The organism is Parabacteroides sp. APC149_11_2_Y6 (genome assembly GCF_054506995.1).
In genome coordinates, this window is the sequence record NZ_CP173709.1 from 2,122,170 (window position 1) to 2,148,189 (window position 26,020).

Annotated in this window: 22 protein-coding genes; 10 read left to right on the plus strand and 12 right to left on the minus strand. The window is 38.8% G+C overall.

Translation table 11 applies throughout. The features are described 5' to 3' along the window. Positions 1–282: 282 nt before the first annotated feature. The 4 genes from ACGE0T_RS08590 to proS form a co-directional block, all read right to left on the minus strand. Positions 283–1,305 (minus strand): 6-bladed beta-propeller, encoded by a 1,023-nt coding sequence (locus tag ACGE0T_RS08590; protein ID WP_459190102.1) that lies wholly within the window; start codon positions 1,303–1,305, stop codon positions 283–285. A gap of 14 nt (positions 1,306–1,319) precedes the next feature. Further along, entirely contained in the window at positions 1,320–2,498 is a 1,179-nt protein-coding gene (locus ACGE0T_RS08595) for a DUF4221 family protein (protein ID WP_459190103.1), read from the minus strand. Positions 2,499–2,534: 36 nt separating this feature from the next. Further along, the gene (locus ACGE0T_RS08600) at positions 2,535–3,590 is read right to left on the minus strand and encodes a 6-bladed beta-propeller (protein ID WP_459190104.1); all 1,056 of its coding nucleotides are present in this window, start codon (positions 3,588–3,590) and stop codon (positions 2,535–2,537) included. A 572-nt stretch (positions 3,591–4,162) separates the two neighbouring features. Then, entirely contained in the window at positions 4,163–5,644 is a 1,482-nt protein-coding gene (gene proS / locus ACGE0T_RS08605; protein WP_459190105.1) for a proline--tRNA ligase, read from the minus strand. 97 nt (positions 5,645–5,741) lie between these two features. Between proS and ACGE0T_RS08610 the strand changes: the two genes are divergently transcribed. Then, positions 5,742–6,845: a Gfo/Idh/MocA family protein gene (locus ACGE0T_RS08610; protein WP_459190106.1), complete on the plus strand. Its 1,104-nt coding sequence runs from the start codon at positions 5,742–5,744 to the stop codon at positions 6,843–6,845. An 88-nt stretch (positions 6,846–6,933) separates the two neighbouring features. Here the strand turns inward: ACGE0T_RS08610 and ACGE0T_RS08615 are convergent, their stop codons facing one another. Beyond that, on the minus strand, positions 6,934–8,205 hold the full coding sequence (locus tag ACGE0T_RS08615; protein WP_459190107.1) for a phosphoglycerate kinase: 1,272 nt from the start codon (positions 8,203–8,205) through the stop codon (positions 6,934–6,936). Positions 8,206–8,454: 249 nt separating this feature from the next. Between ACGE0T_RS08615 and ACGE0T_RS08620 the strand changes: the two genes are divergently transcribed. The 3 genes from ACGE0T_RS08620 to ACGE0T_RS08630 are packed head-to-tail and all read left to right on the plus strand — an operon-like array spanning position 8,455 to position 11,293. Beyond that, the gene (locus ACGE0T_RS08620; RefSeq protein ID WP_459190108.1) at positions 8,455–9,600 is read left to right on the plus strand and encodes a COG1470 family protein; all 1,146 of its coding nucleotides are present in this window, start codon (positions 8,455–8,457) and stop codon (positions 9,598–9,600) included. Between the two features lie 3 nt (positions 9,601–9,603). Further along, the gene (locus tag ACGE0T_RS08625; protein ID WP_459190109.1) at positions 9,604–10,344 is read left to right on the plus strand and encodes an ABC transporter ATP-binding protein; all 741 of its coding nucleotides are present in this window, start codon (positions 9,604–9,606) and stop codon (positions 10,342–10,344) included. Further along, entirely contained in the window at positions 10,337–11,293 is a 957-nt protein-coding gene (locus ACGE0T_RS08630) for an ABC transporter permease (protein ID WP_459190444.1), read from the plus strand. The genes ACGE0T_RS08625 and ACGE0T_RS08630 overlap by 8 nt, the downstream gene beginning before the upstream one ends. A gap of 98 nt (positions 11,294–11,391) precedes the next feature. Here ACGE0T_RS08630 and ACGE0T_RS08635 read toward each other — a convergent pair whose 3' ends face one another. Together ACGE0T_RS08635 and ACGE0T_RS08640 are read right to left on the minus strand one after the other, a co-directional pair. Next, on the minus strand, positions 11,392–11,856 hold the full coding sequence (locus ACGE0T_RS08635) for an alanyl-tRNA editing protein (RefSeq protein WP_459190110.1): 465 nt from the start codon (positions 11,854–11,856) through the stop codon (positions 11,392–11,394). Next, complete coding sequence (locus tag ACGE0T_RS08640; protein ID WP_459190111.1) at positions 11,835–12,929, minus strand: GNAT family N-acetyltransferase; 1,095 nt, start codon at positions 12,927–12,929, stop codon at positions 11,835–11,837. Before ACGE0T_RS08640 ends, ACGE0T_RS08635 begins: the two co-directional genes overlap by 22 nt. A gap of 160 nt (positions 12,930–13,089) precedes the next feature. Between ACGE0T_RS08640 and panB the strand changes: the two genes are divergently transcribed. From panB to ACGE0T_RS08655, 3 genes are read left to right on the plus strand one after another with little or no spacing between them, the layout of a single operon-like run. Continuing rightward, positions 13,090–13,917 (plus strand): 3-methyl-2-oxobutanoate hydroxymethyltransferase, encoded by an 828-nt coding sequence (gene panB, locus ACGE0T_RS08645; RefSeq protein WP_459190112.1) that lies wholly within the window; start codon positions 13,090–13,092, stop codon positions 13,915–13,917. Between the two features lie 4 nt (positions 13,918–13,921). Next, complete coding sequence (locus ACGE0T_RS08650; protein ID WP_459190113.1) at positions 13,922–15,247, plus strand: cobyrinate a,c-diamide synthase; 1,326 nt, start codon at positions 13,922–13,924, stop codon at positions 15,245–15,247. Between the two features lie 16 nt (positions 15,248–15,263). After that, on the plus strand, positions 15,264–15,833 hold the full coding sequence (locus ACGE0T_RS08655; protein WP_459190114.1) for a cob(I)yrinic acid a,c-diamide adenosyltransferase: 570 nt from the start codon (positions 15,264–15,266) through the stop codon (positions 15,831–15,833). Here the strand turns inward: ACGE0T_RS08655 and ACGE0T_RS08660 are convergent. The 3 genes from ACGE0T_RS08660 to kbl form a co-directional block, all read right to left on the minus strand. Then, a complete protein-coding gene (locus ACGE0T_RS08660) occupies positions 15,830–16,675 on the minus strand; it encodes a histidinol-phosphatase (RefSeq protein ID WP_459190115.1) in 846 nt (281 codons plus the stop codon). The two genes, ACGE0T_RS08655 and ACGE0T_RS08660, sit on opposite strands and share 4 nt — an antisense overlap. A gap of 155 nt (positions 16,676–16,830) precedes the next feature. After that, the gene (locus ACGE0T_RS08665; protein WP_459190116.1) at positions 16,831–18,576 is read right to left on the minus strand and encodes an MATE family efflux transporter; all 1,746 of its coding nucleotides are present in this window, start codon (positions 18,574–18,576) and stop codon (positions 16,831–16,833) included. Positions 18,577–19,294: 718 nt separating this feature from the next. After that, on the minus strand, positions 19,295–20,485 hold the full coding sequence (gene kbl, locus ACGE0T_RS08670; RefSeq protein WP_459190117.1) for a glycine C-acetyltransferase: 1,191 nt from the start codon (positions 20,483–20,485) through the stop codon (positions 19,295–19,297). A gap of 251 nt (positions 20,486–20,736) precedes the next feature. Between kbl and ACGE0T_RS08675 the strand changes: the two genes are divergently transcribed. Next, positions 20,737–21,690 carry an NAD-dependent epimerase/dehydratase family protein gene (locus ACGE0T_RS08675; protein ID WP_459190118.1) on the plus strand — a complete coding sequence of 318 codons (954 nt, stop codon included), beginning with the start codon at positions 20,737–20,739 and terminating at the stop codon, positions 21,688–21,690. 255 nt (positions 21,691–21,945) lie between these two features. Here ACGE0T_RS08675 and ACGE0T_RS08680 read toward each other — a convergent pair whose 3' ends face one another. Continuing rightward, on the minus strand, positions 21,946–23,103 hold the full coding sequence (locus ACGE0T_RS08680; RefSeq protein ID WP_459190119.1) for a 6-bladed beta-propeller: 1,158 nt from the start codon (positions 23,101–23,103) through the stop codon (positions 21,946–21,948). Positions 23,104–23,195: 92 nt separating this feature from the next. Further along, on the minus strand, positions 23,196–23,873 hold the full coding sequence (locus tag ACGE0T_RS08685) for an HU family DNA-binding protein (RefSeq protein ID WP_459190120.1): 678 nt from the start codon (positions 23,871–23,873) through the stop codon (positions 23,196–23,198). Positions 23,874–24,238: 365 nt separating this feature from the next. Between ACGE0T_RS08685 and ACGE0T_RS08690 the strand changes: the two genes are divergently transcribed. Both ACGE0T_RS08690 and ACGE0T_RS08695 read left to right on the plus strand, forming a co-directional pair. After that, positions 24,239–25,060, plus strand: coding sequence for a helix-turn-helix domain-containing protein (locus tag ACGE0T_RS08690; RefSeq protein ID WP_459190121.1), 822 nt, complete (start codon positions 24,239–24,241; stop codon positions 25,058–25,060). 149 nt (positions 25,061–25,209) lie between these two features. Continuing rightward, positions 25,210–25,971 carry a glucose 1-dehydrogenase gene (locus ACGE0T_RS08695; RefSeq protein ID WP_459190122.1) on the plus strand — a complete coding sequence of 254 codons (762 nt, stop codon included), beginning with the start codon at positions 25,210–25,212 and terminating at the stop codon, positions 25,969–25,971. Positions 25,972–26,020 lie beyond the last annotated feature (49 nt).

Sequence of the window (26,020 nt, forward strand, 5' to 3'; positions counted from 1 at the left end):
GAATTATGGATTATAAAAGTATTTCAAAAAAAAGTTTTTTTAAAATATTTACTGTTAATTATTGTTTTCTTACGCATTTATGGATATTTGTACGTGGAGTAGAAACGGTGCCACTTACGCAAACTCTTGTATTTTCCATATTCTCATAACCGGACCTACGGAAAAGTTAGCCCTTCATATATTTCAATTTAGTAGCAGTAGTAATTCAAATTAGTACCGCTACTAATTTGAATTACTACTGCTACTAATATTTTTTAACATTCGAGGCTTGGTTTCACATGCTTATATAGTGCCGTCAAGTACTAAGTAGCCAAATTGTATTTCATCATCAAAAACGAATAGGAGCCTGTTATTACTTTCATCATAGCAGAAACTGGATATATTGTAGCCGATATCCAAAGTTCGGATATAGTTTCCATCTATATCGAATGCAATAAGTTGAGTTGGAAGGTTTGTTTTTATGCCTTTCACATCGTCCTTTATAAAAGTCTTTTTCCCGGAATATAAAGCAAGTATATGTTCTTTACAAAAGATGATATCCTCATAATAACTATCTTTTGTCTTATCCTTTTTCCAATTAGGACCATATACGTTCGTTATTAAATCGCCGTTTAAGTTGAAAATACTCATTAAGTCGTGATATGAGTAACACTCTACATATAGATTTTTTTCGGGAGATACAGCGATATTGACTCGTTTTTGAGTAATATCCGGATGTTTGTATTTTAAGATATGTATATCACCTGTATTCATATTCCATTTGGCGACAGATTGATTAAACCCGAAATCTCCGGTAGGTTCTATTATCAAAGCAATAGACAATGTATCATTTATATAGTAATACTTATCGGGGAATAATCTTGCGTTCATTCCGGTTTTTTCTTTTGCCTCATAAAGCGGATTGGCAAGTACGCTATCTAAGTCATAACAGAATATTTTTTGTTTGCCGTGGTCCGAAACAAAAAAACGACGGTTTTTTGCATCCGTTCCGATACATCCCATAATCGTAATTTCACCAGGTCCCTGTCCCTGATAGGTACTGCTGGTTATATATTCAAATGTATTTTTATCGAATAGATGGATTTGTTTATCTTGAGGTTTATAGTCTCCTATAATTAAAAAATTATCCATTAAATACAATCGGGAGATATTACTAATTAAGACATCCTCAATCTTTATTTCTTTTATTTTGTCGTGAACATGGGTTATTTTATTCCGTTTGTTCTGGACTTTTTCTGTCTGGGAGTGTTGCTTAGTACAGCTCAGAACTGTAATAAAGAGTAAAAAGTATATGGCTTTATTCATTTGGTGAGCATGGATCATTGGTTTATCTTAACAAGTTCAAATCTCTTAAAACTCAACTCATCATCGCTAAATTTAGGATTAAGATAATGGCTGTCGGATATATAAAGGCCATCTTCTGTTATAAACATTAAAGTAGAGTTGTAGGTAAAATCAGGAAATAACGTTTCTCCTAAAATATTGAAATCTTTATCCAAAATAATAATAGAGAAATTTTTTCTACCGAAGTCCATCAACTCTAAAGGTCTTATGTCATTCGTTATATTTGTTTTAGGATAGGCTATCCGGTAATATACGTCTCTGTATTTATCATATAGGATATTTCCATAATTCGGGATTTCGCACATATCTTTAAACGTAGTATTGCCGTAATCGTCGGGAGCTGTTACATGTTCAAAGTTTGAACTGGGCGTTTTGATTTTCCTGAATGTTTGGTGCTCGATATCTGTCACATATAAATCTTCATCAAAATAGAATGAATATACGAACCCTTTAGTGTTGAAGCAACGACTGACATATAATTCTATACCTGCCTTTTTCAATTCATTGTCTGTGCCAGGGAAAGCCGGATAGGTGAGAGGCAAAGCATTTACTTTAGCTGTGCCAAGGTCGATAGTTGCGCAGATAGGATTGGGGGTTATATGCCTGTTGCACGAAGGCATGATGAAAAAACGGTTCTCTTTAAGAACTCCGGGCATGGATAAGAAGGAAGTACTGCAATAGGTACTCAAAGTAGAACCTTCTTCGGTATTTTCATACGAAAATGTATTAAGAAGTTTACCCTCATGATTTGTCAGGTAGATTTCAGGTAAATCACGAGAGGTTACAAAGATGCTGTCTAAATTGTGAATATAATATCCCCATATGTTGCCAACACCATTCATACCTTCAATATCATATGAAGTTTTAAATTCTAAATTACAACTGCTTAAATCATAAAATAGTATTTCATTTCTATTCGGATTCTGAAATGTAAGATATTGCTTATTCCCTTTGTCTGCATACACAAACAAAGTTTTGGGAGAATTTTTCGTTTGGTTGTCTATTGGAAATAACAATCGATTTCCGGTTTCCTTCAAAATGTATTTACTCTCTTCTTTATGACAGGAGGTGAAGGATAATAAGATTATCACAATTATGAAATAGGAATGATGAATCATCTTATAGGTTGAATCTGTGGCTCGGCAATGAATCATAGGATGTATTTCTTTTTTAAACTGTTCTTACTTTTATTATTTCAAATGAATTAGTTGTAATACAATATTATCATCGTTTTCTTTTTGATCTACAAGTCTGCACCATGTGCTATCGTTCAAATAAAATATCTTGTTGTTGGATGAATTAGAATCATCTATATCATTTGTAAAATGCTTAAAAACAGATACGTTATTGTTCTCTCTATCTATCATAACCCATTTGAATGGAGATTCTTCCTTCCCGAAAATGAAATAATTGATTATAATATATCTGTTCGATACACAAAAATCGGACATCATTGCTTTCTGGTTTAAATCATTTTCGCTTAATACGTCCTTTTTTCGAACCTCGTTTGGCAGATATTGCTTTAGATTAATTCCATATAGCTTATGCAAGGAATCATTTTCGATAAGATATATGTTATCATCATTCCTGTCGTAGTAATAGATTGAATTTTCTGTTTGTGTAATATATGTAGACATAAATTCAAACTCCTGGTCTTCTCCGGAATCTTCTAACAACGGATGGATTGTTTTTTTATCAGGATGATATAGCCAAAGCCCGTTCTTTCCGTACCTTTTATTTATGCAGGGTTGTATCATTAAGAATTTACGACTTTTTGTAATGGCGAAGTCCCGGATAAACGAATCCATTTTGTCTGAGGATATAAATGCTCCATTGTATGAGTATTTATTAATTTTGAAGTTCATCATATCATAGATATATATTTGGTTCAATATAGTATCTACTGCAATCGAGTTGTCATCGCGATACTCTTCCGGGCCTTGGCCGATATAATTAATCTGTTTTACGAAATCTCCATGGGTTGTAAAGACAAAGATTCCTTCATGCCTTGTGTCCTGAATAATTAGAGTATCCTTATCAAAGAATATTTTTTCTATATCGGACAATAAACATTTGTTTCCAGCTTTTAGGACGATATAGTCCAACTTTTTTGATATTTGCGAGTAAGTTAGTTTTTCTGAATATTCATCCAGATTTATATCAATCCGACTATTCTCTTTATGACAGGAAGAAAACCCTAATAAGATAAATATCATTATTAGTAGTGTGGTTTGACTTTTCAACATAGATATCCTTTCGTTTTGAAGTTCTTTACAAAGGAAAGGATATCTATGAATATAAGCAATTTATTATCCGGACATTTTTAAAACGTCTGTGCTATTTGATTTTTATAGACACCGGATGAGTTTATCCCAACAAACTACTTTTGTTCGCAACATACCTATAAAATCTTATCGAGGCCCGGGTCGGAATAGGCTCCACACCCCGATCTCAGGAGCTGTAGGGTCCGGGTCGGGGACTTTCCGGGAAGGGGATATGCTGGAATTTTCTTTACTACTTTCTCCGGAAGATTCAGGGAACTTTGGTAAAAAAGATACATGATTCCGGAAAGAAAGGAAGTGAATTAACTATTTTGGCGCTTATTCAATGGGGAATACATGCTAAAAAAGTCGATAAATAAACATTTATGATAGTTGAATCAGAAACTATCATAACCTTAATCCATTGGTTATTAGTGGTTTTGTTGAATTTATGAGAGTATGATAGTTGTTTTGTATACATTTCAGGAAAGAAGAAACCCATATGAACAGGATATGGATGCATTGCAAATATCCTTGAACATATGGGTCACCTTATTTTAATATGCACGTGCAAACAATACGCGTTGTGCGGACGGTTTACCGGTAACCATACATTTGCCCGGAGTCTTGTCGCCAGCCAAAGGTATGCAACGGATGGTTGCTTTTGTTTCGTTCTTTATCAGTTCTTCTGTTTCAGGAGTGCCATCCCAGTGAGCCATGATAAAGTAACCGTCTTCAATCTTTTCTTTAAATTCATCGTAAGTCTCGACAGTGATTGTGTTGGCTGTACGATGGTCTAATGCTTTCTTGAAGATGTTTTGCTGGATTTCTTCCAATAAGTTCTGTACATATGTTTCGATACCATCGCAAGTAACCGTTTCTTTTTCAAGCGTGTCACGGCGCATTACTTCGATCGTATTGTTTTCCATATCACGGCCACCCATAGCAAGACGTACAGGAACACCTTTCAATTCATATTCGGCGAATTTCCAGCCCGGTTTCTTATTGTCGGCATCATCAAATTTAACCGAAATGCCTAATGCTTTTAGTTTGGCAACAATACCATTTACTTTCTCTGTAATTTGAGCCAACTGTTCCGCACTGCGGTAGATAGGAATAATAACTACCTGGATAGGAGCAAGGTGCGGAGGCAATACCAAACCGTTATCATCCGAGTGAGACATGATAAGAGCACCGATTAAGCGGGTGGATACTCCCCAGGATGTAGCCCAGGCGTAATCCGTCTTACCTTCCTTGTCGATAAATGTTACATCAAAAGCCTTACCGAAGTTCTGTCCCAAGAAGTGGGATGTACCTGCCTGAAGAGCTTTTCCGTCCTGCATCATCGCTTCGATTGTATATGTATCCAAAGCTCCTGCAAAACGTTCGCTGGCAGATTTTACCCCTTTGATAACCGGCATTGCCATATAGTTCTCAGCAAAATTTGCATATACGTCCTGCATTTTCTTTGCTTCGATTTCTGCTTCTTCACGGGTAGCATGTGCCGTATGTCCTTCCTGCCACAGAAATTCGGCTGTACGGAGGAACAAGCGGGTACGCATTTCCCAGCGCATCACATTCGCCCACTGGTTGCACAGGATAGGCAGGTCGCGGTATGATTGAATCCAATTACGGTATGTATTCCAGATAATGGTTTCGGAAGTCGGACGGATAATCAGTTCTTCTTCCAGTTTAGCTGCCGGGTCTACAACGACACCTGTACCGTCATGGTTTGTTTTCAGGCGGTAGTGGGTTACAACAGCACATTCCTTGGCAAACCCTTCTACGTGTTCGGCTTCCTTACTTAAGAATGATTTCGGGATTAATAATGGGAAATAAGCGTTTACGTGACCGGTTTCCTTAAACATATCGTCAAGGATACGTTGCATCTTTTCCCAGATTGCATAGCCATAAGGTTTGATGACCATACAGCCGCGTACAGCAGAATTTTCTGCCAAATCCGCTTTGATTACCAGATCCTGGTACCACTGCGAGTAGTTCACACTTCTTGGTGTCAGTTCTTTCAGCTCTTTTGCCATTTCTTTATTTATCTATATGTTGTTTTTCTATATAATAACGAGGGGCAAAGGTACAAAAATATTTATATCTTTGTCAAAATCAATTTTTATATAGACCATGGATACACGTAGAATTATCATTCGATTTTCAATCTTGTTGTTATTTTTTATTCCCTTATTTGTAAATGCCCAGAGTACAAAGCCGCTTCGTTTAGGTGTGGCGGGAGTATCCCATGGACATCTGCATGAGGTAATTGTCCGTATGGACAGGGGGGATTTTGAAGTGGTGGGTGTTGCCGAACCTAATTTGCAATACCGGGAACATAACGGACTCAGGAATAGATTGCCTGATTCTTGTTTTTATGCCGATTTGGAAGAAATGCTGGACAAAACCAAGCCGGAAGTGGTAGTTGCCTATGGCTCTATTTACGACCATCTTGCCGTAGTGGAAGCATGTGCGCCCCGGGGTATCCATGTGATGGTAGAAAAGCCATTGGCTGTCAATATGAAACATGCGAACCGTATGGCAGACCTTGCCCGTAAGAATAATATCCTTTTGCTTACGAATTATGAAACGACCTGGTATAACACCAATCATGAGGCCTACCGGTTGATTAAGGAAGAAAATGCCATCGGAAAAATAAACCGTATAAATGTCTATGACGGCCATCAGGGGCCTTTCGAGATAGGATGCGGCAATGAATTTACCGACTGGCTGACTGATCCGAAGTTGAACGGGGGAGGTGCTGTGATAGATTTCGGCTGTTATGGCGCTAATCTGGTGACTTGGTTAATGGACGGACAGAAACCGGTCAGTGTATATGCAGTTTTGAAACAATTGAAACCGGACAAATATCCTAAAGTTGATGACGATGCTACAATTATAGTAGAATATCCTTCTGCGACTGTTCAGATTATGGGTTCCTGGAATTGGCCGATAAACCGGAAAGATATGCACATATATGGTAACAAAGGATTTATCTACCAGGATACCCCGACAGCCATGCGTGTCTATAAAGATCATATGGGAATGCAATGGCAAGCGCCGGACCTGCAAGCGCCTTACAACGATTCTTTTTATTATCTGAAAGCGGCTGTGCGCGGAGATATTAAAGTCGCACCCACGGATTTATCTTCACTCGAAAATAATCTGATTGTTGTTGAGATATTGGAATCTGCCATAAAAAGTGCAAAAAGCGGAAAAGCTATCAAATTGCAATGACTTAACAGTTAAAAAGCTATTACTAACATAAAAAAAGGCTGTTCCCATCACGGAAACAGCCTTTTTTTATGTCGATTTAAAAATCTGCTTATTTATACGGTTCGCCTTTGATAGCTGCGATACCCGGAAGAACTTTTCCTTCGATAGCTTCCAGCAAAGCACCACCACCTGTAGATACATAAGAAACTTCGCTTGCGATGCCGAACTTGTTTACACAAGCAACAGAGTCACCACCACCTACAAGGGAGAAAGCGCCGTTCTTAGTAGCTTCAACGATTGCGTTACCTACTGCACGGGAACCGTCTGTGAAGTTTTCAAATTCAAATACGCCTGTAGGACCATTCCACAGGATAGTTTTTGATTTCTTGATCACATCAGCATAGATTTCAATTGTTTTAGGACCTATGTCAAGACCTTCCCAACCGTCAGGAATTTCGTTTACGTTAGCATAAGCGGTGTTTGCATCGTTGCTGAATGCGTCTGCAATCTTAGCGTCGACAGCCAATACCAGGTTTACGCCTTTTTCTTTAGCTTTCTTCATCAGGTCGAGAGCCAGGTCTAACTTATCGTCTTCAACGATAGAATTACCAATCTTGCCACCCTGTGCTTTCGTGAAAGTATAAGTCATACCACCTGTTACGATCAGGTTGTCTACCTTATTCAATAAGTTTTCAATGATTTCGATTTTAGAAGAAACCTTGGAACCACCCATGATAGCAGTAAACGGACGGGTAATATCGTTCATTACTTTTTCTACCGCCTTTACTTCTTTTTCCATCAGGTAGCCGAACATTTTGTGGTCAGCATCGAAATAATCGGCAATCAAAGCCGTAGAAGCGTGAGCACGGTGAGCTGTACCGAATGCGTCGTTTACATAAACGTCAGCATAAGAAGCCAATCTCTTAGTGAAATCTTTCTGGCTTTCTTTAACAGCTTTCTTAGCCGCTTTCTTTTCGTCATCTGTAGCATCTTCAGCCAAACCTCTCGGTTTGCCTTCTTCTTCAGCATAGAAACGAAGGTTTTCAAGCAACAATGCTTCTCCCGGTTTCAAAGCAGCAGCTTTAACGCCGGCTTCTTCACCGATACAGTCGCTTGCAAACTGAACTTCAACACCCAGCAGTTCTGATACGTGTTTCAGGATGTGTTTCAGTGAATATTTGTCAGTAACGCCTTTCGGACGTCCCAGGTGAGAACCGATAATTACACTACCACCGTCTGCCAGAATTTTCTTCAGTGTAGGAAGGGCGGCACGGATACGAGTGTCGTCTGTGATGTTGAAATTTTCGTCCAAAGGAACATTAAAGTCAACTCTTACAAATGCCTTTTTGCCGGCAAAATTGAAATTGTCAATTGATTGCATAACTATTATATTTAAATTCTGTATTAAAATATCACGCTTAGCGCTCGCAAACTTACATAAAAATATTTTAAGTTCGTTGTTTCAGATTCCATAATTATCGACTTAATAGAAAAAAAGGACTTGCATTGAAAAGGCTAAGAGCATATTGTAATAATTTTTTTTCAAAACTTTTAATAGTCGATAATAAAGCAGTCTTATATATTTGCCACCAGCTATTGATAATCATTTTTGTAAGAAAATTTTTAAACAATGCGAACTAATCATCTTAATTTGTTACTTGTACTCGTACTTGTATGTTTTTCGATGAGTACACGCGCATATGGCGCAGAAGAAAATGTGATGTTGTATACTCCCTACACCAAAATTGCAGTTCCACCGGGAGAGTCTATCAATTACAGTGTCGATGTCATTAATAACAGTGACGAAGTGAAGAACGCTTCTATTTCCGTAGAAGGGATACCGCGAGGATGGAAATACGAGATGAAGGCGGGAGGCTGGACTGTCAACCAGATATCGGTCTTGCCTGGTGAAAAGAAGAATTTTACTTTTAAAGTAGATGTCCCGTTTAAAGTTAATAAAGGGACTTACCGATTTTCTCTGACAGCTCCCGGAGTTGTTGAATTGCCGTTGAGTGTAACTGTTTCCGAACAGGGTACTTATCAAACGGAGTTATCTACAAAACAACCTAATATGCAGGGAAATTCCAAGTCGACCTTTAATTTCAATGCTTCTTTAAAAAATCAAACAGCCGACCAGCAGCTATATGCTTTGATGGCAGAAGCTCCGCGGGGATGGAATGTAACATTCCGGGTAGGAGGCAAGCAGGCCACTTCGGCACAGGTGGAAGCCAATGCCACAGAAAATATAAGTATAGATGTCAGTCCGGCTGCTAATGTACAAGCGGGTAGCTATAAAATACCAATTCATGCAACAACCAGTTCGACTTCGGCTGAAATAGAGCTGGAAGTTGTTGTCACCGGTTCCTATGAAATGGAGCTAACGACTCCGCGAGGCTTACTAAGTACGGACATTACGGCCGGAGAAACGAAACGTATTGATTTGGTTGTTCGTAACAATGGGTCTGCCGAACTGAATGATGTTCAGTTGACAGCGAACAAACCTGTAGATTGGGAAGTCTCTTTTGAACCGTCTAAAATAGAAAAACTGACAGCCGGCAGTACAACGAATATCACTGCAACAGTAAAAGCAGCCAAAAAAGCACTGCCCGGCGACTACATTACAAAGGTCACAGCCAAAACTCCCGAGGTGAATACAACAACCGAATTCCGCATATCTGTTCGCACACCGATGATTTACGGTTGGCTGGGAATACTGATTATTATTATTGTATTGGGTGGCGTTTATTTTCTGTTCCGCAAATATGGAAGGAGGTAAGTCATGTGCCAGTTTGTTATCGAACTTACCGGTTTGACAAAAAAATATGGGAATTTCACAGCTGTTAATGAGCTGAACCTGACTATTCGAAAAGGTGAAATATTCGGGTTACTGGGGCCTAACGGAGCAGGAAAATCTACTACCATATTAATGATGTTAGGTTTGACGGAACCGACATCCGGCTCTGTAAAAGTATGCGGCATCGATTCTACAACTCATCCGATAGAAGTAAAACGGAAAGTCGGATATCTGCCGGAAGACGTTGGTTTCTACGAGGATATGACAGGATTGGAAAATCTGCTTTATACAGCGGCTCTGAATGGTATTTCCAGAAAAAAAGCATGCGTGAAAGCCGAACAATTACTCGACCGGGTTGGTATATTGGGAGAAGCGAATAAAAAATCCGGAAAATATTCTAAAGGGATGCGCCAGCGTTTAGGTTTAGCTGATGTATTAATAAAGAATCCCGAAGTGATTATTCTGGATGAACCGACCTCGGGAATTGATCCGGCCGGTGTACAGGAGTTTATGAATTTAATTTTGCAGTTGAGCCATGAGGAAGGTTTGACAGTCCTTTTCTCTTCCCATCATCTGCATCAGGTTCAGTTAGTTTGCGACCGGGTCGGCTTGTTTGGCAATGGCAGGCTTCTGACCCAGATAGAACTTTCGGCTTTACATAAAGCGGAACATGGACTTGACGATATTTATAATCAATATTTCGGGGGGAGGGGCAGTCATGAGTAACACAAATCATCCTTTCTGGGTTATTGTCAACAAAGAAATCTCCGATTATGTGAGAAGTTGGCGTTTTATTATCCTGATTGCTATCATTGCGTTGACATGTATGGGGTCGTTGTATACGGCTCTTACAAATATTCGCGATGCCATAAAGCCGAATGATCCGGATGGCGCTTTTCTATTCCTGAAACTGTTTACCGTCTCAGACGGGACGTTGCCGTCATTTGTCGTATTTATCAGTTTTCTGGGACCTTTGCTCGGTATCTCTTTAGGGTTCGACGCAATCAATTCGGAGCAGAATAAAGGGACATTGAGCCGTATCTTATCCCAGCCCATTCATCGGGATTATTTGATTAATGCAAAATTTATGGCTGCATTGATTGTGATTGGCATGCTGTTGTTTGTCCTGGGTTTCCTGGTAATGGGATTCGGTTTGATTGCGATAGGTATTCCGCCTACGGCAGAAGAATTTGTACGCATTGTCTGTTTCCTCTTTGTGAGCCTTTTTTACGTAGCTTTTTGGTTGAGCCTGTCTATCTTCTTTTCCATACGTTTCAAACAGGCGGCGACGTCAGCTTTGGCATGTATAGCGATATGGCTGTTTTTTAGTGTTTTTTATAACATGATTATCAATCTGGTAGGGAAGGCGCTGACTCCTTCTGTTTGGGCTTCCGATTATCAGGTGATCGCTTATCAACGGTTTATGTTGGGATTGCTGCGGTTCGCGCCAAGTGAGCTTTTTAGTGAAGCGACCATGACATTACTTATGCCTTCCATAAGGAGTATCGGGCCGTTGACAATGGAGCAAGTACATGGTGCGATACCAAGCCCGTTACCTTTAGGGCAAAGCCTTTTGGTAGTCTGGCCCCAATTGACCGGATTGATTGCTGCAACTGTAGTATGTTTTGCTTTGTCGTATATTTCTTTTATGAGGAAAGAAGTACGGTCGAGGTAAGTTTAAGTTATAGAAGCAGCATATGCTACTTTATTAAATGAGCCAATCCTTTTGGGTTTATCAGAGGATTGGCTCATTCATTGATATTTATCAGGATTTTATTCGGTTAGTTTGAAACGCAAACGTAACCGTCCTTCCGTATAATCGTAGGTAAGCATTTTAAAATGACCGATTTCGGAGGTATTGCTTACATGTGTGCCGATGCAGGCACAAGCATCGTAATCGCCTACACGTACGATACGGAGTGTTTCGCTTACGTCGTCCGGAAGTTTACTTAAATCGACAATCTCTCCAGCCTGTTCCAATGGCATAAATTCGATGGTAACCGGAAGGTGACGGTCGATTACTTCATTCACTTTCCGCTCTACTTCCGCCATCATTTCGGCTGTCGGCGCTTCGGAAAGGAGGTAGTCGCACTTACTTTTTCTCCTTTCTATATGGGCATTTTTTGAACGCGGGCATCCGAACATCCGAACCATCGTCTGGTTCAATATATGCTCGGCTGTATGCATGGGTGGATACTCTTGTTTGTTGTGATCGTTTAGTTGGATTTCTTGTTCCATTTTTCTATTTCTTTTTTAAGTATGCTATAAATATGTATATCCGTATAGGTTCCGGATACCAGTAGTTCTCCCTCATGTTCGGTACCCTCATGGGTGAAGCCCAGACGTTGGGGAATGGCATTACTTGGCTGGTTTTCTACCGCACAACGGATTTGAATGCGATTCATTCCTCTTACATTCACAGCCCATTTACATAGATACCGCACAGCGGCTGTTACGATACCTTGTCCCCGGTATGCTGGAAGAAGCCAGTAACCGATTTCTGTACGATGGTTGTTCCAATCTGTAAAATGAATGCCAATCAGTCCGCATAATTCCGTACCTTTTTCCAATACGAAAACGATATCCCTCCGTTCATAAGGAACTTCTAATACGGATTTGAGGAATTGTTGTTCATCGGATGCGCTTTTTAGAGAATCGACAAATGGAAGCCATACGCGTAAGTCTTCCCGGTTTTTGTCTATTGCATGGAATATTGCTTCACCATCTTCGAAACAAGCCTCCCGGATTGTATATTCAGGAAGATCCAAAGCATGGGAGTGGGGACGAATACTTTTTTCAAAAGCCCTTCTCTCATTAGTACCCCTGTAATAAACCAGGCCGCTGTATTTGAAACCTAACGTATCAATCAGGTGGAGCATATAGGCATTATCAAAGTTGGTATCGACGCGGAAATTGTAAATGCCTTTCTGCCGGCTGACATTTTCAGCCTCCAGCATAAAACGCTTGGCGATACCTTGACGTTTAGCTTCTTCAGCAACAGCCAAACGATGTACAATCATATATGGAAGTTCATTAAACCATATGCCGTCAATCTCTTTATATGCAGGTTCTCCGTCAAAAGAAACAACGCCATAAGCTATAATCCGGTTATCAGCCAATAACACATAACCGTTTCTATCCCTGATATCTTGTTGTATGGTTTCGATTGCCGGATAATTATCGTCCCATTGTTTGCTATTAAGGCGGCGCATTTGCGCTTTTGCCTGTAATATGATTTCCCAGATGCGTTCAATTTCTGTTTCCTCGGCAAGCCGGAAAGCTAGAATAGGATCGGAGGTTCTATTTTCCATGTCTTTGTAGCTCTTCTTTTTAACTTTAATAATTCAAAGATAGAGATAAAAAACGAAAGATTAAGTAAAAGCTATTTTTTTGCTTTGATTTCAACTTTTGATAGGCTATATCATATTAATATGTACCTTTGCCGCCTGTAAACAATAAACAAATATCATTATGTCAGTTGCAAAAAGGGATTTAGAGGATAATAGAAAAGTAACTACGCATCGTTTGATTGAAATGAAGCAACGCGGAGAAAAAATCTCCATGTTGACAGCGTACGATTATTCTATGGCTCGCCTTATCGATCAGGCAGGTATGGATGTTATTTTGGTAGGAGATTCAGCTTCCAATGTGATGGCGGGAAATGTAACGACACTTCCGATTACTTTGGACCAGATGATTTATCATGGTAAATCTGTAATGAAGGCTGTTAAACGTGCTTTAGTTGTTGTCGACTTACCTTTCGGTACCTATCAGGGTAATTCGAAGGAAGCATTGACTTCGGCTATCCGCGTGATGAAAGAAACGCATGCTGATTGCATTAAACTGGAGGGTGGCTCTGAAATCAGAGAATCCATCGAACGCATTTTATGTGCCGGTATTCCAATAATGGGACATTTGGGACTGACTCCCCAGTCAATCAATAAATTCGGAACTTATACAGTTCGTGCCCGTGAAGAAGCGGAAGCGCAGAAACTGATAGAAGACGCTCACCTGTTAGAAGAAATCGGTTGTTTCGCAATTGTTCTTGAAAAGATACCGGCAGCTTTGGCTGCACGTGTAGCTACCGAACTGACAATTCCTATTATAGGTATCGGTGCGGGTAGCGGAGTGGATGGCCAGGTGCTGGTTATGCATGATATGCTGGGTATCAACCAGGGATTCTCGCCTCGTTTCCTTCGTCGTTATGCAGATATAGGTGAACAAATCACCCGTGCCGTGCAAACATATATAGAAGATGTAAAGACACAAGATTTCCCGAACGAAAAAGAACAATACTAATAAAGTGTTTTCTCAAATTTTAATCGGAGCAGCTTCATCTGGTAGTGGCAAAACCACATTTACCTTGGGGCTGCTTCGTGCTTTAAAAAAACGTTCTTTACAGGTTCAGCCGTTTAAATGCGGACCCGATTATATAGATACACGCCACCACCGGATGGCTGCCGGATGTCCGTCTATCAATCTGGACGGTTTTATGATGTCCGAAGATCATATCCGCGATTTATATTCCCGCTATACGGCAAATGCAGATGTTGCAGTGGCAGAAGGTGTAATGGGCTTGTTCGACGGATATGACGGTATGAAAGGAAGCAGTGCCGAAATCGCCCGTACATTGGATATTCCGGTCGTATTGATAGTAAACGCAAAAAGTACAGCCTATTCAGTTGCACCTCTATTATATGGTTTCAAACATTTTAATAAAGAAATCCGGGTTGTAGGTGTAGTATTCAACTTTGTGGCTTCCGAAAGCCATTATTCGTATTTAAAGCAAGCCTGTGAAGATGCCGGAGTAGAAGCGCTGGGGTATCTTCCTAAACAAACAAATATTGAAATTCCCAGCCGCCATTTAGGATTATCACTGGATGAAGACTTTTGTTTTGACGAGTTTGCAGACCGGATTGCCGATTTGGTGGAAAAACATGTGGATATAGACCGGTTACTGGCAATCTCCGCTTACAATAAACTCGTACTATCTTGTGAGAAAAGAGGTCCGGCAAAAACGACACATACACCTCTGCGTATAGCTATCGCCCAGGATGCAGCATTCAATTTCGTTTATGAGGAGAATATACAGTTGCTTCACCGTATAGGAAAAATAGTGACGTTCAGCCCTCTGAAAGATCCGTTTTTACCGGATACCGATTTCGTCTATCTTCCCGGAGGATACCCGGAATTATACCTTTCTACGTTAGCTTCCAATTTTACCATGCTACAATCTGTTCGTGAATATGTGGAAGAAGGCGGTAAACTGCTGGCGGAATGTGGCGGGATGATGTATCTTTGTAATCATATAACAGATACGGATGGAACTGTATATCCGATGGCCGGGATATTAAACCAGTCTGCTACCATGGAGCAAATGAAACTTAGGCTGGGCTATCGTTCTCTGAACTATAAGGAATATAGAATGAAAGGACATGAGTTTCACTATTCCCGTATTGTTCCACAGGAATCCCCACTTTTATCGGTAGCTACGGCATTTACGGCAAAGGGCACTCCGGTTGATACCCCTTTATATCATTATAAAAATTTATTGGCAGGATATACTCATTTGTATTGGGGAGATACTTCCCGAAACAAATGGTTAATGGATTTTCTTTTTAATCTGTAAAAATAGTATAAGCATTATGAGAATATATACCCGTGGAGGAGATAAAGGACGAACCGGTATACATGGCGGCCAACGTGTGGATAAAGACGATATACGTATTGAAGCAAACGGGACATTGGACGAAGCAAATGCCGAAATAGGCATTGTCCGTTCTTTATTACCAGCCATTCATGAGTGGCAGGATTTGCTCGGAAAAATACAACGGGAGTTGATGGTTGTAATGTCCCATGTGGCAACCCCTTCGGATATACGGGATAAGAATCCGAATACATTACCGGGCAACCTGGCTGCTTTTTGTGAAGAGCAAATAGACCTGTTGTCTTCCCAGATGGAAGATAACGGTTATTTCATTCTTCCGGGAGGCTCTCCGGTTTCCGCCCATCTTCAATTAGCCCGTACCATTGTACGCCGTGCCGAACGCCGTTTGTGGACATTAAATAAACAAGATGCTGTTCCTACAGAAATCCTGCAATTTATAAACCGCCTATCCGACTTGTTTTTTACAATGGCACGTTATGAAATGTTCCGCCAAGGGGATGCGGAAGAACGCTGGCAATCTTTTTTATATAAAAGGAAGAAAGGTTAAATTGCCACATCTTCCCATTGTCCGTTTATCAGTTCACGGGTAGTTTTAAAACCTGCCTGTTTTAGCATTTCAAAAGCTTCAGCACGTCCGTCGTTCACAAGGTCCGGATAATGGCAATCGGAGTTAACCATCACCGGGATATGTAGTTGTTCAAGACGATGCAGGTAAGCCATATGCGGAAAAGTCTGTTGTTTCTTTTGCAGGTTCTTTGTATTTACTTCTACCATCAAGCCTTTTTCAGCAATCAGGTGCAGGCACTCGTTAAATGGTTCCTGATACCAACCGGCATCAAAAGAAAACCCCGGATATTTATGCCCGTTCATATAAATCTTATCCATATGCCCGACAATATCTATACATCCTGCTTCTATCATTCTTTTCGTCGATGTGAAATAATGTGCTACCAATTTGCTTATGTCGCTCTGGTAGTATTTGTCCACAGCATCCCTGTAATCGGAAAAAGAACCGTCGATACATACCATATTTTCTTCTGCCAACGGTTGGGCAATAGGCAAAAAGTGAATAGAACCAATCCGGTAATCGAGCGGTAATTCGCGGAAATAAGGAATAGAAGCATTGTAAGTCTCGTCCAGGTAATCGATTTCCAACCCTACATAGATTTCGAGTTGCCCGCTATATTTATCTTTCAGACGTTTTATTTCCATCAGATATTCCGGCATATCGTCTTTAGACATATTCCAAAAAGTTTCGAACGGCAATGGAGAGTGGGATGAGAAACCATAAGCACGGAAACCGTGCGAAATGGCAAACTTCACGAAGTCTTCGGGGGTACTTCTACCATCACAAAATGTACAATGGCTATGATAATTACTAAGTTGCATACAAATGTCTTTCTATGTGCTTATTTTAATCCCACAAAGGTATAAAATATCTGTTACAAACAGAATCCCCCACTTATTCCTATACAATTATAAATACACCAGGTAATTGAAACACCTGCCTGATAAAGGTCAGGTGTTTCAGGTATTTCATCCGTTTAGTTATTTCTTGTCTCTTCAAAATGTAAGATTGTAAGATGCATATTATTTATTCCCATGATATTTTTATAATGTATATCTATTGGACAGACATTACTTATTTTTTCTTTTAGTATACCTATATATTGGGTTGGATTATATTTTTTACAATTATCCATAATAGACAAAGTAATACTATCATTAATAATTCGAAGTTTAACATCTATAATGTTATTACTGTTGTCATTGTTTATAGATATTTTATACACCTCATTTATGAATTTATTTATAATATTCCTCGGTAGCTCTTTTACACCATACAATTCACAAAATTTGTGGATATCAGTGATTAGAGTATTAAATTCTTCTTTTTTATTATTGATAGAGTCATTAAACTCAAAAAAAGAATATTTATTTTCAGGTAAAAGTATAAAATCCTTTAACCTATGAGGATAATTTCCTGTTTTTACTCCTATGTATATTCCAAAAATAATAATTGTAATAACTTCTGAAGCAATAAAAGAATACCATACTCCATTTATTCCTAATAAATAATATAAAAACAAGGTTAATGGAATAAATACCAGAAATGTAGGAGCAACAACAAAATAAACGGAATAATTTGTTTTAATAATGCTTTGATAGTAATATCTGAAAAATATTGTAATTTGCGTAAACAACATGCTGACAGTGAATATTCTGACAGCTAATATCGGATTTGCATCCACTTCATGTAAAATATTAAAAATAGAACAGACCCAATCTGCCTTTATAAATATGAATATATTAACTGCTATATTAACAAAAAGCATAATTTTGAATGTCGAAAAATAAGTTTTTCTCAAATTATACATATCATTCTGCGCATAAAACAAACCAAAAAAAGGAATTGAAGCTGCCCCCACACCTTTTATAAGACAAATAGTCAAACGGGATATTGTATAAATGACAGTCCAAATAGCTACATATACAATACCTGCAAATTCTAATAAAATGGTATTGATTACAATTAATTTTAAAGCTGTAGCTATATATTCACCGACAGAAGGCATTCCTACTTTTAAAACCTGAGATAATTGTCTTGGATGTAAAGATCCTATCAGGTTGAATTTCAAATTCCTGACAGTCAAAGGTTTTCTGAAATGGAGTAAACAAAAAAGCGCACCAATTGTATAACTGATTGCAGAAGATGATGATGCTGCCCATAGCCCATGTCCCATAACTCCTAATAATAAATAATTCAATAAGAATTTTGAAATTGTCATAAACAGTATTGCTATAATACCTAAGGAAATAGAGCCATCTATACGAGTAAAAGTAATAAGTAAGTGAAGCATTACATAGGGTACAAAACAAATGATGACACCTTTAATATAATTTTGGCACATCATAAAAATCTCAACATCGTAAGTTGTAAGTGCTTTTGCTATATAGCCAGAAAAAGGATATGCAATAAAAGTTAATACTAGCGAATAAATAAAACCAAGTCTGATATAACTATTGAAATGAATATTTAATGAATTAAAATCCGATTTACCATAATCCAATGATAGTATGGTAGAGCCTGCATTGGTTATCACAGACACAAATAAAATAGTTAACATAAAAACAGTAGACGATACACCAACAGTAGCTAAAGCTTCTTCTCCACACCATTTCCCTATAGTTAATGTATCAATTGTAGAACAAATATAGTTTGAATATCCGGCAACAATTGCATTAAACGAGTATAATACAATCAATTTAAATATAAGATTGTTTTTCATAAATCAAAGTTAGTATAATAAGTTTTAAAGTAATAATCTCCCTGAATATGCAGTAAACATGTTTATTGGAATGTGGTTATTTTTAGTCATCTATGTAAATCATAAGAAACAATATTGTGCTCATAAATTTTTAGGTACAAAATTAATGCTATATTTTGAGTTTTGACTCTTAATTTAATTTTATTATGATTTTAAATTTTAACCGATGAAATCATCAAAAGAATAAAATAGACACTGTCCATTTTGATTTACATATACTAAAGCCATATATGTTTTTATTTTATTAATACTTACCCTATTATATAAGGAAACAATATTTAACTATTTTAATAGTATTTAGTTATAAAATAGATTTCTAAATAAAAGCAATTAATGCCTATGTTTTTTTTGATATATAATGTATTATTTATAAATATTTGTTATATCAGCAGCTATGCTCTGAAAAGCCAGACAACTTTTTTCTGAAAATCCGAATGATTTATGTCATTTTGATTTAAAGAAAAAACGGCTCTCAAAATAAACGGAAAAATCTATTCCCGTTCAAGCAGTCAATTGGGATGCAGAAATCACCTGCGAATGGAATACCGGAGATAAAGCGGAATTTTCTTTACAATACAACCTCGTATAGTTTGGTTACCGGTCGCTTATATTAAGTAAGAAATAAAAAAACAGGATAGGCAATAAAGTCTATCCTGTTTTTTTATATATGGAAGAATAATTATTCGATTACATTTAATTCTTTTCCCACTTTGATAAATGCAGCAATTGCTTTATCCAGATGTTCTCTTTCGTGTCCGGCTGATAACTGAACACGGATACGAGCCTGTTCTTTCGGAACTACCGGATAGTAGAAGCCGGTTACATAGATGCCTTCTTCCTGCATACGGGCAGCAAAATCCTGTGACAATTTAGCGTCATACAACATAACGGCACAGATAGCGGACTGGGTCGGTTTGATATCAAAACCGGCAGCCAACATCTTGTCACGGAAATAAGAAACATTACCCATCAGTTTAGTATGCAAAGCATCGCTTTCCTTCAACATCCTGAACATTTCAAGGCTGGCACCTACGATAGCAGGAGCTACGGAGTTGGAGAACAAATAAGGACGGGAACGCTGGCGCAACATGTCGATAATTTCTTTCTTACCGGTTGTAAAGCCACCCATCGCACCACCGAATGCTTTACCTAATGTTCCGGTAAAGATATCTACACGTCCGTAGCAATTGAACTGTTCTGCCACACCATGACCTGTCGGACCAACCACACCGGCAGAGTGAGATTCGTCAACCATAACCAGCGCATCATACTTTTCAGCCAGTTCACAGATTTTATCCATCGGAGCGACATTACCGTCCATAGAGAATACACCGTCTGTTGCGATGATACGATGGCGTTGAGCCTGAGCTTCCTTCAAGCAACGTTCCAAATCCGCCATGTCTGCATTTGCATAACGATAACGTTTTGCTTTACAAAGACGTACACCGTCGATAATAGAAGCGTGGTTTAAAGCATCGGAGATGATCGCATCTTCTTCGCCAAACAGAGGTTCGAACAAACCGCCGTTTGCATCAAAACAAGCTGCATATAAAATAGTATCTTCCGTTTTAAAATAATCGGAGATTGCAGCTTCCAGTTTTTTATGCAAATCTTGTGTTCCGCAGATGAAACGAACGGACGACATACCGTATCCGTGTGTGTCCATCGCTTCCTTTGCAGCTTTAATCAGTTGCTGGTTGTCAGACAAACCCAAATAATTGTTGGCACAGAAGTTTAAAACTTCGCTTGCCGGTTGAACCTTAATGTCTGCTCTTTGAGGAGTTGTGATAATACGTTCGTTTTTGTACAAACCGGCTGCTTTAATATTTGCCAGTTCCTGTGTAAGGAAATCTTTTAGTTTACCGTACATAACTTTGTTTTTTGTTAGTATTTTTAATTAAGTTAATAATATAATTTTCCGTTTTGTGGTTAAAAATGACAATCTGAAAGTTTCTATGGCTAATTAGTTGCCAATATCGAACTATCAGCTGTCAACAAGTAAGGCAAAGGTCATATTTTTTTTGAATATATTGTTGAAAAAACACAAGAAAATCATATTGAAACTATTTTATTTCTCTATACCTTTGCCGCTGAAAAAACTTATAAGAACAGAAAAACGCAATGAAGAATGTTTTAGTAATTGGTGCTACCGGTCAGATTGGATCAGAGTTAACCATGAAGTTGAGAGATATTTATGGAGGTAACATTGTTGCAGGTTACATTCCGGGTGCAGAACCAAAAGGAGAACTGTTAGAGTCCGGACCTTCTGCAATCGTAGATATCACAAACGAGCAACAGATTGCTGAGACAGTGTCTAAATATAAGGTAGACACTATCTATAACCTTGCTGCCTTACTTTCTGCCGTAGCAGAAGCAAAACCACAGTTAGCATGGAAAATCGGCATGGGCGGTTTGTTTAATGTATTGGAAGTGGCACGCGAAATGCACTGCGCCGTATTTACTCCGAGTTCAATCGGTGTGTTCGGGAACAACACTCCAAAAGATAAAACTCCGCAGGATACGATTCGCAATCCACGTACTATGTACGGTGTAACAAAAGTTTCCGGTGAATTATTGAGCGACTATTACAACATCCGTTTCGGTGTCGATACGCGTTCCGTTCGTTTCCCCGGTCTTATCTCTTATGTAACACCTCCGGGCGGTGGAACTACAGACTATGCTGTAGACATCTATTATTCTGCTGCTAAAGGTGAAAAATTCGTATGTCCGATTAAAGCCGGAACATTCATGGATATGATGTATATGCCGGACGGTTTGCGTGCTGCTATCGAAATTATGGAAGCTGATTCTACTAAATTCGTACACCGCAACTCATTCAACATTGCTTCTATGAGTTTTGATCCGGAAATCATCTTCAACAACATTAAGAAATATATGCCGGAATTTCAGATGGAATACGACGTAGATCCGTTGCGTCAGGCTATTGCCGAATCATGGCCTAATTCGCTGGATGATACTTGTGCCCGTGAAGAATGGGGTTGGAAACCGGAATATGACCTGGATTCCATGACCAAAGACATGCTTGCCAAACTGAAAGAACGCTTCAATAAGTAATAGACAAAAGAGGTACATTAAGTAATAATAAAAGCGTATGTGGTCTGAGTGTAAAGACTGCATACGCTTTTTATTTTATATGTTTTACAGCATGATTTTGTTAAACATGGTTAATGTGATGAGATTTCCAAATAGAAATACATGCTGCATAACATAAAATACATATATTTGCACTGTGTTTTTCATGGTATTAGATTTAAGGTTAACAATGAAGATTGGCTGTCCGTGATGGATAGCCTTTTTTGTTTTAAACCATTATTTCTTTTGCTTTACCAACATAATCACTGGATTGTCTTCTTCATCCAGCCTCGAGGCGATTTCTTTTAATTTGCCATCTTTCAGTTGACCTTTCTTGTAAACTTCCACAAGCCGGGATGCATTTAAATCAGTGGCGTTTTCGATTTCGCGATTAATAGATTTCGCTGTCATAGCAACCGTTCTTTTTTCTGCATAGTCATCATTATATACGGAAACTTGAAATATGGCTTTTTCTTTTTTGTCGTACATCAGTTCATTCGTATAGAATCCGTTACCCTTTTCAAAGTTAAATACATTTTTAACGGTTTGCATAAAATAATAACGGTCGGTATAAATACCCATATAAAGAAAAACTTCAGGCTCCATGGTATGTACGGAGGGTATTCTTACAATGAAGGGGCTTAATGTACCATCCGGTGCATAGTTATATAATGTATCAGCTGATGTATCCATAAGTGTCCATTTGCCGTGGCTTAAGCGTATTTGGTAAGAATAATTTGCTACAAAGTTATCTCCATCGGTCACAATCGGTGTGTTGATCGTTTTAAAAGGAATAAAGATTTCCCGGGCGATACTTCCATCCTGTTTTGATATAAGAACATGGTATGATTTGCTTCTATTCTCTCCTTTACTATGATAATCTGACATATCATAGCAAATCAAATTATATTTGTCATAATCATAAATGGATGAAACTTCCTGACCAAGATTCAAACACCTTTTGAATTTTCCGTAAAGATCGTACACTAAAATTTTATTTTCCAGCGACTTTACGAATATTTCACCATTGCTTTCATCAAGAATAATCTCATTAATCCTTGTATATTCTTCCGCTCCTTGTCCTTGCCGGTTTATCTTCCGTAATCCTTTACCGGTTTTTCTGTCAAAAATAAAAATATCCCCATCATTATTCCTGTTTTTTACCAATAAGTATTTTTTTCCTACATCTTGTACCAAACCCTGTGTAAGAAACTCGTCAGTGGTTTCCAACGCAATATATTCCACATCCATAAAGTCCTGAAGAACCAGTTCTTTTTTAGGGTAGCTTTTCGAAACGTCGATGGTGATTAAATCATCGTCTGATTGTTTGTTTCCCGTACACCCTGCCAATACCATCAACAGAATGGTTGCTAAAATTGTATTTGTTTGTTTCATATCAGTTATTTTTCATGATAGATATATAAAAGTGTCTTATTCAAGGTGAAAATAATAATTTCTCTACAGATCCCTATTCTGCCGGATTTTTATTACAGTTTCAGTTTTCCTGTCATCCGGAGAGGGTCGGGGAGCGGTTCGGAAGGTGTTGGTATTTTATCCATTTCTTCTTTTCCCGCAGCGGTAAGCTGGTAGATCCGGTGGGTTCTGTACCCGTCACTTTCCAGGCATCCCTCTTCTTCAAACTTCTTTATATCATTGTTGGCCGTATAATAAGTACACCGGTTAAGTGCCGCATAATCCGAAATATTGATAACCTGGTGATTTTTCAGGAACAACAGCATCTGCATTTTCCGGTCTTTACGGCTGGTTTTCTCGTTATTTTCCCGTTTTACCTTTTGAGGCCTGCAATCCGTAACCATCTCTTTCAACTCCGGGCTGCAACGAAAATTGACACCATCCACACAGACATTGAACAAAGTCTTGCCATCTTCTTTCACTTCTTTCTTTGTCGTTTTCAGGGAAGGGGAGAAGTGCCCCAATCCTTCCAGCTCGACACTGTATCCGTTGGACAACTGAAAGCCGATGTATTTGGATAATGCATCCAGAACACCTTTGATGTCCGATGAAGTGACGGAACAGCACTCATTAATATAGGTACAAACATTGTCCATGCGCTTGGTGCCGTTTGAAACAAGGCGGGCACAAGGTTGTTCCCCTTGGATTTTATTCGCGGGTGTTTCGTAGATAGCAAATTTTACTCTGTTCATGTTTTTATTTTTAATAGGTTTGTTATTTATTTTCCTGCTGTAGTTTTTTCAAAAAGTACCCGTACAAATCTGTTCACGAGATGGTCGTTTATATTTTCGAGGGCGCCAAAAATATAAATGACCGCCTCGTGAATATTTTCGACCGCCTCGAAAACAAATTTATTACCGACTAAATATACAAAATATCGGGAGTAAAAGCAAATAAGATTACGTATTTTTTCTGTAAAGTCGTACGGCTGCCGAACTTATTGTAGAGCGTGCTAATGTAGAGAAGGAATGCATGGGATTAACTATGTGGGAGAAATCATTAAAAACGTCTACCTTTGTAATCGAATTATGTTTGTAACCAATTAAAATAGAAAAAAATGACGGACGGAATCAATACCCTACGCTATTCTGATTTATTCTTGGCGATGTATTTCGATGGTGGAATGAGTTGTCTGCATCGAAATCATTCGCATGTATTGGTATATATGTATTCTGGCGAAATGGTAATAGACGAAAGGGGTAAGATTACCCGATTGCATAAAGGAGACTGTGCTTTCATTCGCAAAGATTTCAGTGTGCAGATGACAAAACAGGCATGGAACGGGGAACAGTTCAAGGCTATTTTCTTGATGTTTACCATGAAGTTCTTGCGTAATTTCTACAATGGGCTAGACCGAAACACAATACCCACAGATGCTAAGCGAGATAAAATAAGTCTTTGTAAGTTACCGTCCAACCGTCCTGATATTGTAAGTTTGTTTGAATCTATGACACCTTATTTCGATTCCAATATTCAGCCTACGGATGAATTACTGCAACTGAAAATGACAGAGGGCATTTACGTATTACTCAACACCGACAAAAATCTATATGCTTCTATTTTTGATTTTACCGATCCATGGAAGATTGACATACTGGATTTTATGGAGAGGAATTACGCAAACGACATTTCGATGGACGAGATTGCAAATTACACAGGACGCAGCCTCTCCACTTTCAAACGTGATTTCAAGAAGTGCAGCACCCTTTCACCACGGCAATGGCTGATACAGCGTCGTCTTGATGCGGCACACGAACTGATACGCAAAGGTGGACGCAAAGTTTCAGAAATCTGCTTTGACGTGGGCTTCAAGAACCTGTCTCATTTTTCGAAGATTTACAAACAGGCGTATGGCGTACCGCCAACACAGGATATATAGTATTTAATTCATAAGTCTTACACTATAGATTGTGGGACTTATCCATTCATGGACTTCTGAACAAAGCAAATTGAACCATAGAGCAAAGTGCCTGTACCATATTCCCTCTACCTTTGCATCATCAAACAGATTAAATAAATCAGATAATTATGATGACAACAAAAACAATGGAAGAGAAAGTGGCACTGGTAACAGGTTCTGCTATGGGTATAGGACTTGCTTGTGCTGAAGCCTTTGCAAAAGCAGGATATATAACCGTATTGGCTGATATTCGTGAGCCGAAAGAACAAGCAGAAAAATTAGTTGCTGAAGGGTACAAAGCCATTTCGTATCAGTGTGACGTATCAGACACGGAATCCATAAAAGTAATGATGGATTGGATTGTAGTAACTTATGGACGATTGGATGCTGCTCTTAACAATGCTGGCATACAGACACCTCAACGCCCTATGGCTGAAATTACCGATGACGAATTTGACCGCACGGTGGCTGTTGATTTGAAAGGCGTATGGAACTGCATGCGTTATGAAATTCAACAAATGCTCAAACAAGGTGGTGGAGCTATCGTTAATACTTCATCGCAGGGTGGCGTTACGGGATTTCCCGGGCAAGCAGCTTATATTGCCTGCAAACATGCCGTTATCGGACTGACACGCACCGCTGCTATTGACTATGCTGCAAAGAACATTCGCATTAATGCTGTATGTCCGGGCGTTATCCGCACTCCTATGGCAGAAGATTTGATGCAACGTAATCCTTCTTTGGAGCAAGAGTTGGTGCGTGACATTCCTGCAGGACGGCTTGGCAAGCCCGAAGAAATCGCCAATGCCGTACTTTGGCTGTGTAGTCCGCAAGCGAGCTTCGTAGATGGTCATGCACTATTAGTTGATGGTGCTTACAGTATTCATTGAAATAAGATGGATTTCTGTCACATATTGGCTTTGATAGCACATTCTTTTG

Excerpts from the sequence above, each read along its gene's own strand:
- ACGE0T_RS08675 (WP_459190118.1), top strand. The coding sequence starts at position 20,737 with ATGAAGAATGTTTTAGTAATTGGTGCTACCGGTCAGATTGGATCAGAG.
- kbl (WP_459190117.1), bottom strand. The coding sequence starts at position 20,485 with ATGTACGGTAAACTAAAAGATTTCCTTACACAGGAACTGGCAAATATT.
- ACGE0T_RS08685 (WP_459190120.1), bottom strand. The coding sequence starts at position 23,873 with ATGAACAGAGTAAAATTTGCTATCTACGAAACACCCGCGAATAAAATC.
- ACGE0T_RS08680 (WP_459190119.1), bottom strand. The coding sequence starts at position 23,103 with ATGAAACAAACAAATACAATTTTAGCAACCATTCTGTTGATGGTATTG.
- ACGE0T_RS08615 (WP_459190107.1), bottom strand. The coding sequence starts at position 8,205 with ATGCAATCAATTGACAATTTCAATTTTGCCGGCAAAAAGGCATTTGTA.
- ACGE0T_RS08600 (WP_459190104.1), bottom strand. The coding sequence starts at position 3,590 with ATGTTGAAAAGTCAAACCACACTACTAATAATGATATTTATCTTATTA.
- ACGE0T_RS08695 (WP_459190122.1), top strand. The coding sequence starts at position 25,210 with ATGATGACAACAAAAACAATGGAAGAGAAAGTGGCACTGGTAACAGGT.
- ACGE0T_RS08590 (WP_459190102.1), bottom strand. The coding sequence starts at position 1,305 with ATGAATAAAGCCATATACTTTTTACTCTTTATTACAGTTCTGAGCTGT.
- ACGE0T_RS08660 (WP_459190115.1), bottom strand. The coding sequence starts at position 16,675 with ATGCAACTTAGTAATTATCATAGCCATTGTACATTTTGTGATGGTAGA.
- ACGE0T_RS08630 (WP_459190444.1), top strand. The coding sequence starts at position 10,337 with ATGAGTAACACAAATCATCCTTTCTGGGTTATTGTCAACAAAGAAATC.
- ACGE0T_RS08640 (WP_459190111.1), bottom strand. The coding sequence starts at position 12,929 with ATGGAAAATAGAACCTCCGATCCTATTCTAGCTTTCCGGCTTGCCGAG.
- panB (WP_459190112.1), top strand. The coding sequence starts at position 13,090 with ATGTCAGTTGCAAAAAGGGATTTAGAGGATAATAGAAAAGTAACTACG.
- ACGE0T_RS08625 (WP_459190109.1), top strand. The coding sequence starts at position 9,604 with ATGTGCCAGTTTGTTATCGAACTTACCGGTTTGACAAAAAAATATGGG.
- ACGE0T_RS08655 (WP_459190114.1), top strand. The coding sequence starts at position 15,264 with ATGAGAATATATACCCGTGGAGGAGATAAAGGACGAACCGGTATACAT.
- ACGE0T_RS08620 (WP_459190108.1), top strand. The coding sequence starts at position 8,455 with ATGCGAACTAATCATCTTAATTTGTTACTTGTACTCGTACTTGTATGT.
- ACGE0T_RS08610 (WP_459190106.1), top strand. The coding sequence starts at position 5,742 with ATGGATACACGTAGAATTATCATTCGATTTTCAATCTTGTTGTTATTT.
- ACGE0T_RS08665 (WP_459190116.1), bottom strand. The coding sequence starts at position 18,576 with ATGAAAAACAATCTTATATTTAAATTGATTGTATTATACTCGTTTAAT.
- proS (WP_459190105.1), bottom strand. The coding sequence starts at position 5,644 with ATGGCAAAAGAGCTGAAAGAACTGACACCAAGAAGTGTGAACTACTCG.
- ACGE0T_RS08690 (WP_459190121.1), top strand. The coding sequence starts at position 24,239 with ATGACGGACGGAATCAATACCCTACGCTATTCTGATTTATTCTTGGCG.
- ACGE0T_RS08635 (WP_459190110.1), bottom strand. The coding sequence starts at position 11,856 with ATGGAACAAGAAATCCAACTAAACGATCACAACAAACAAGAGTATCCA.
- ACGE0T_RS08595 (WP_459190103.1), bottom strand. The coding sequence starts at position 2,498 with ATGATTCATTGCCGAGCCACAGATTCAACCTATAAGATGATTCATCAT.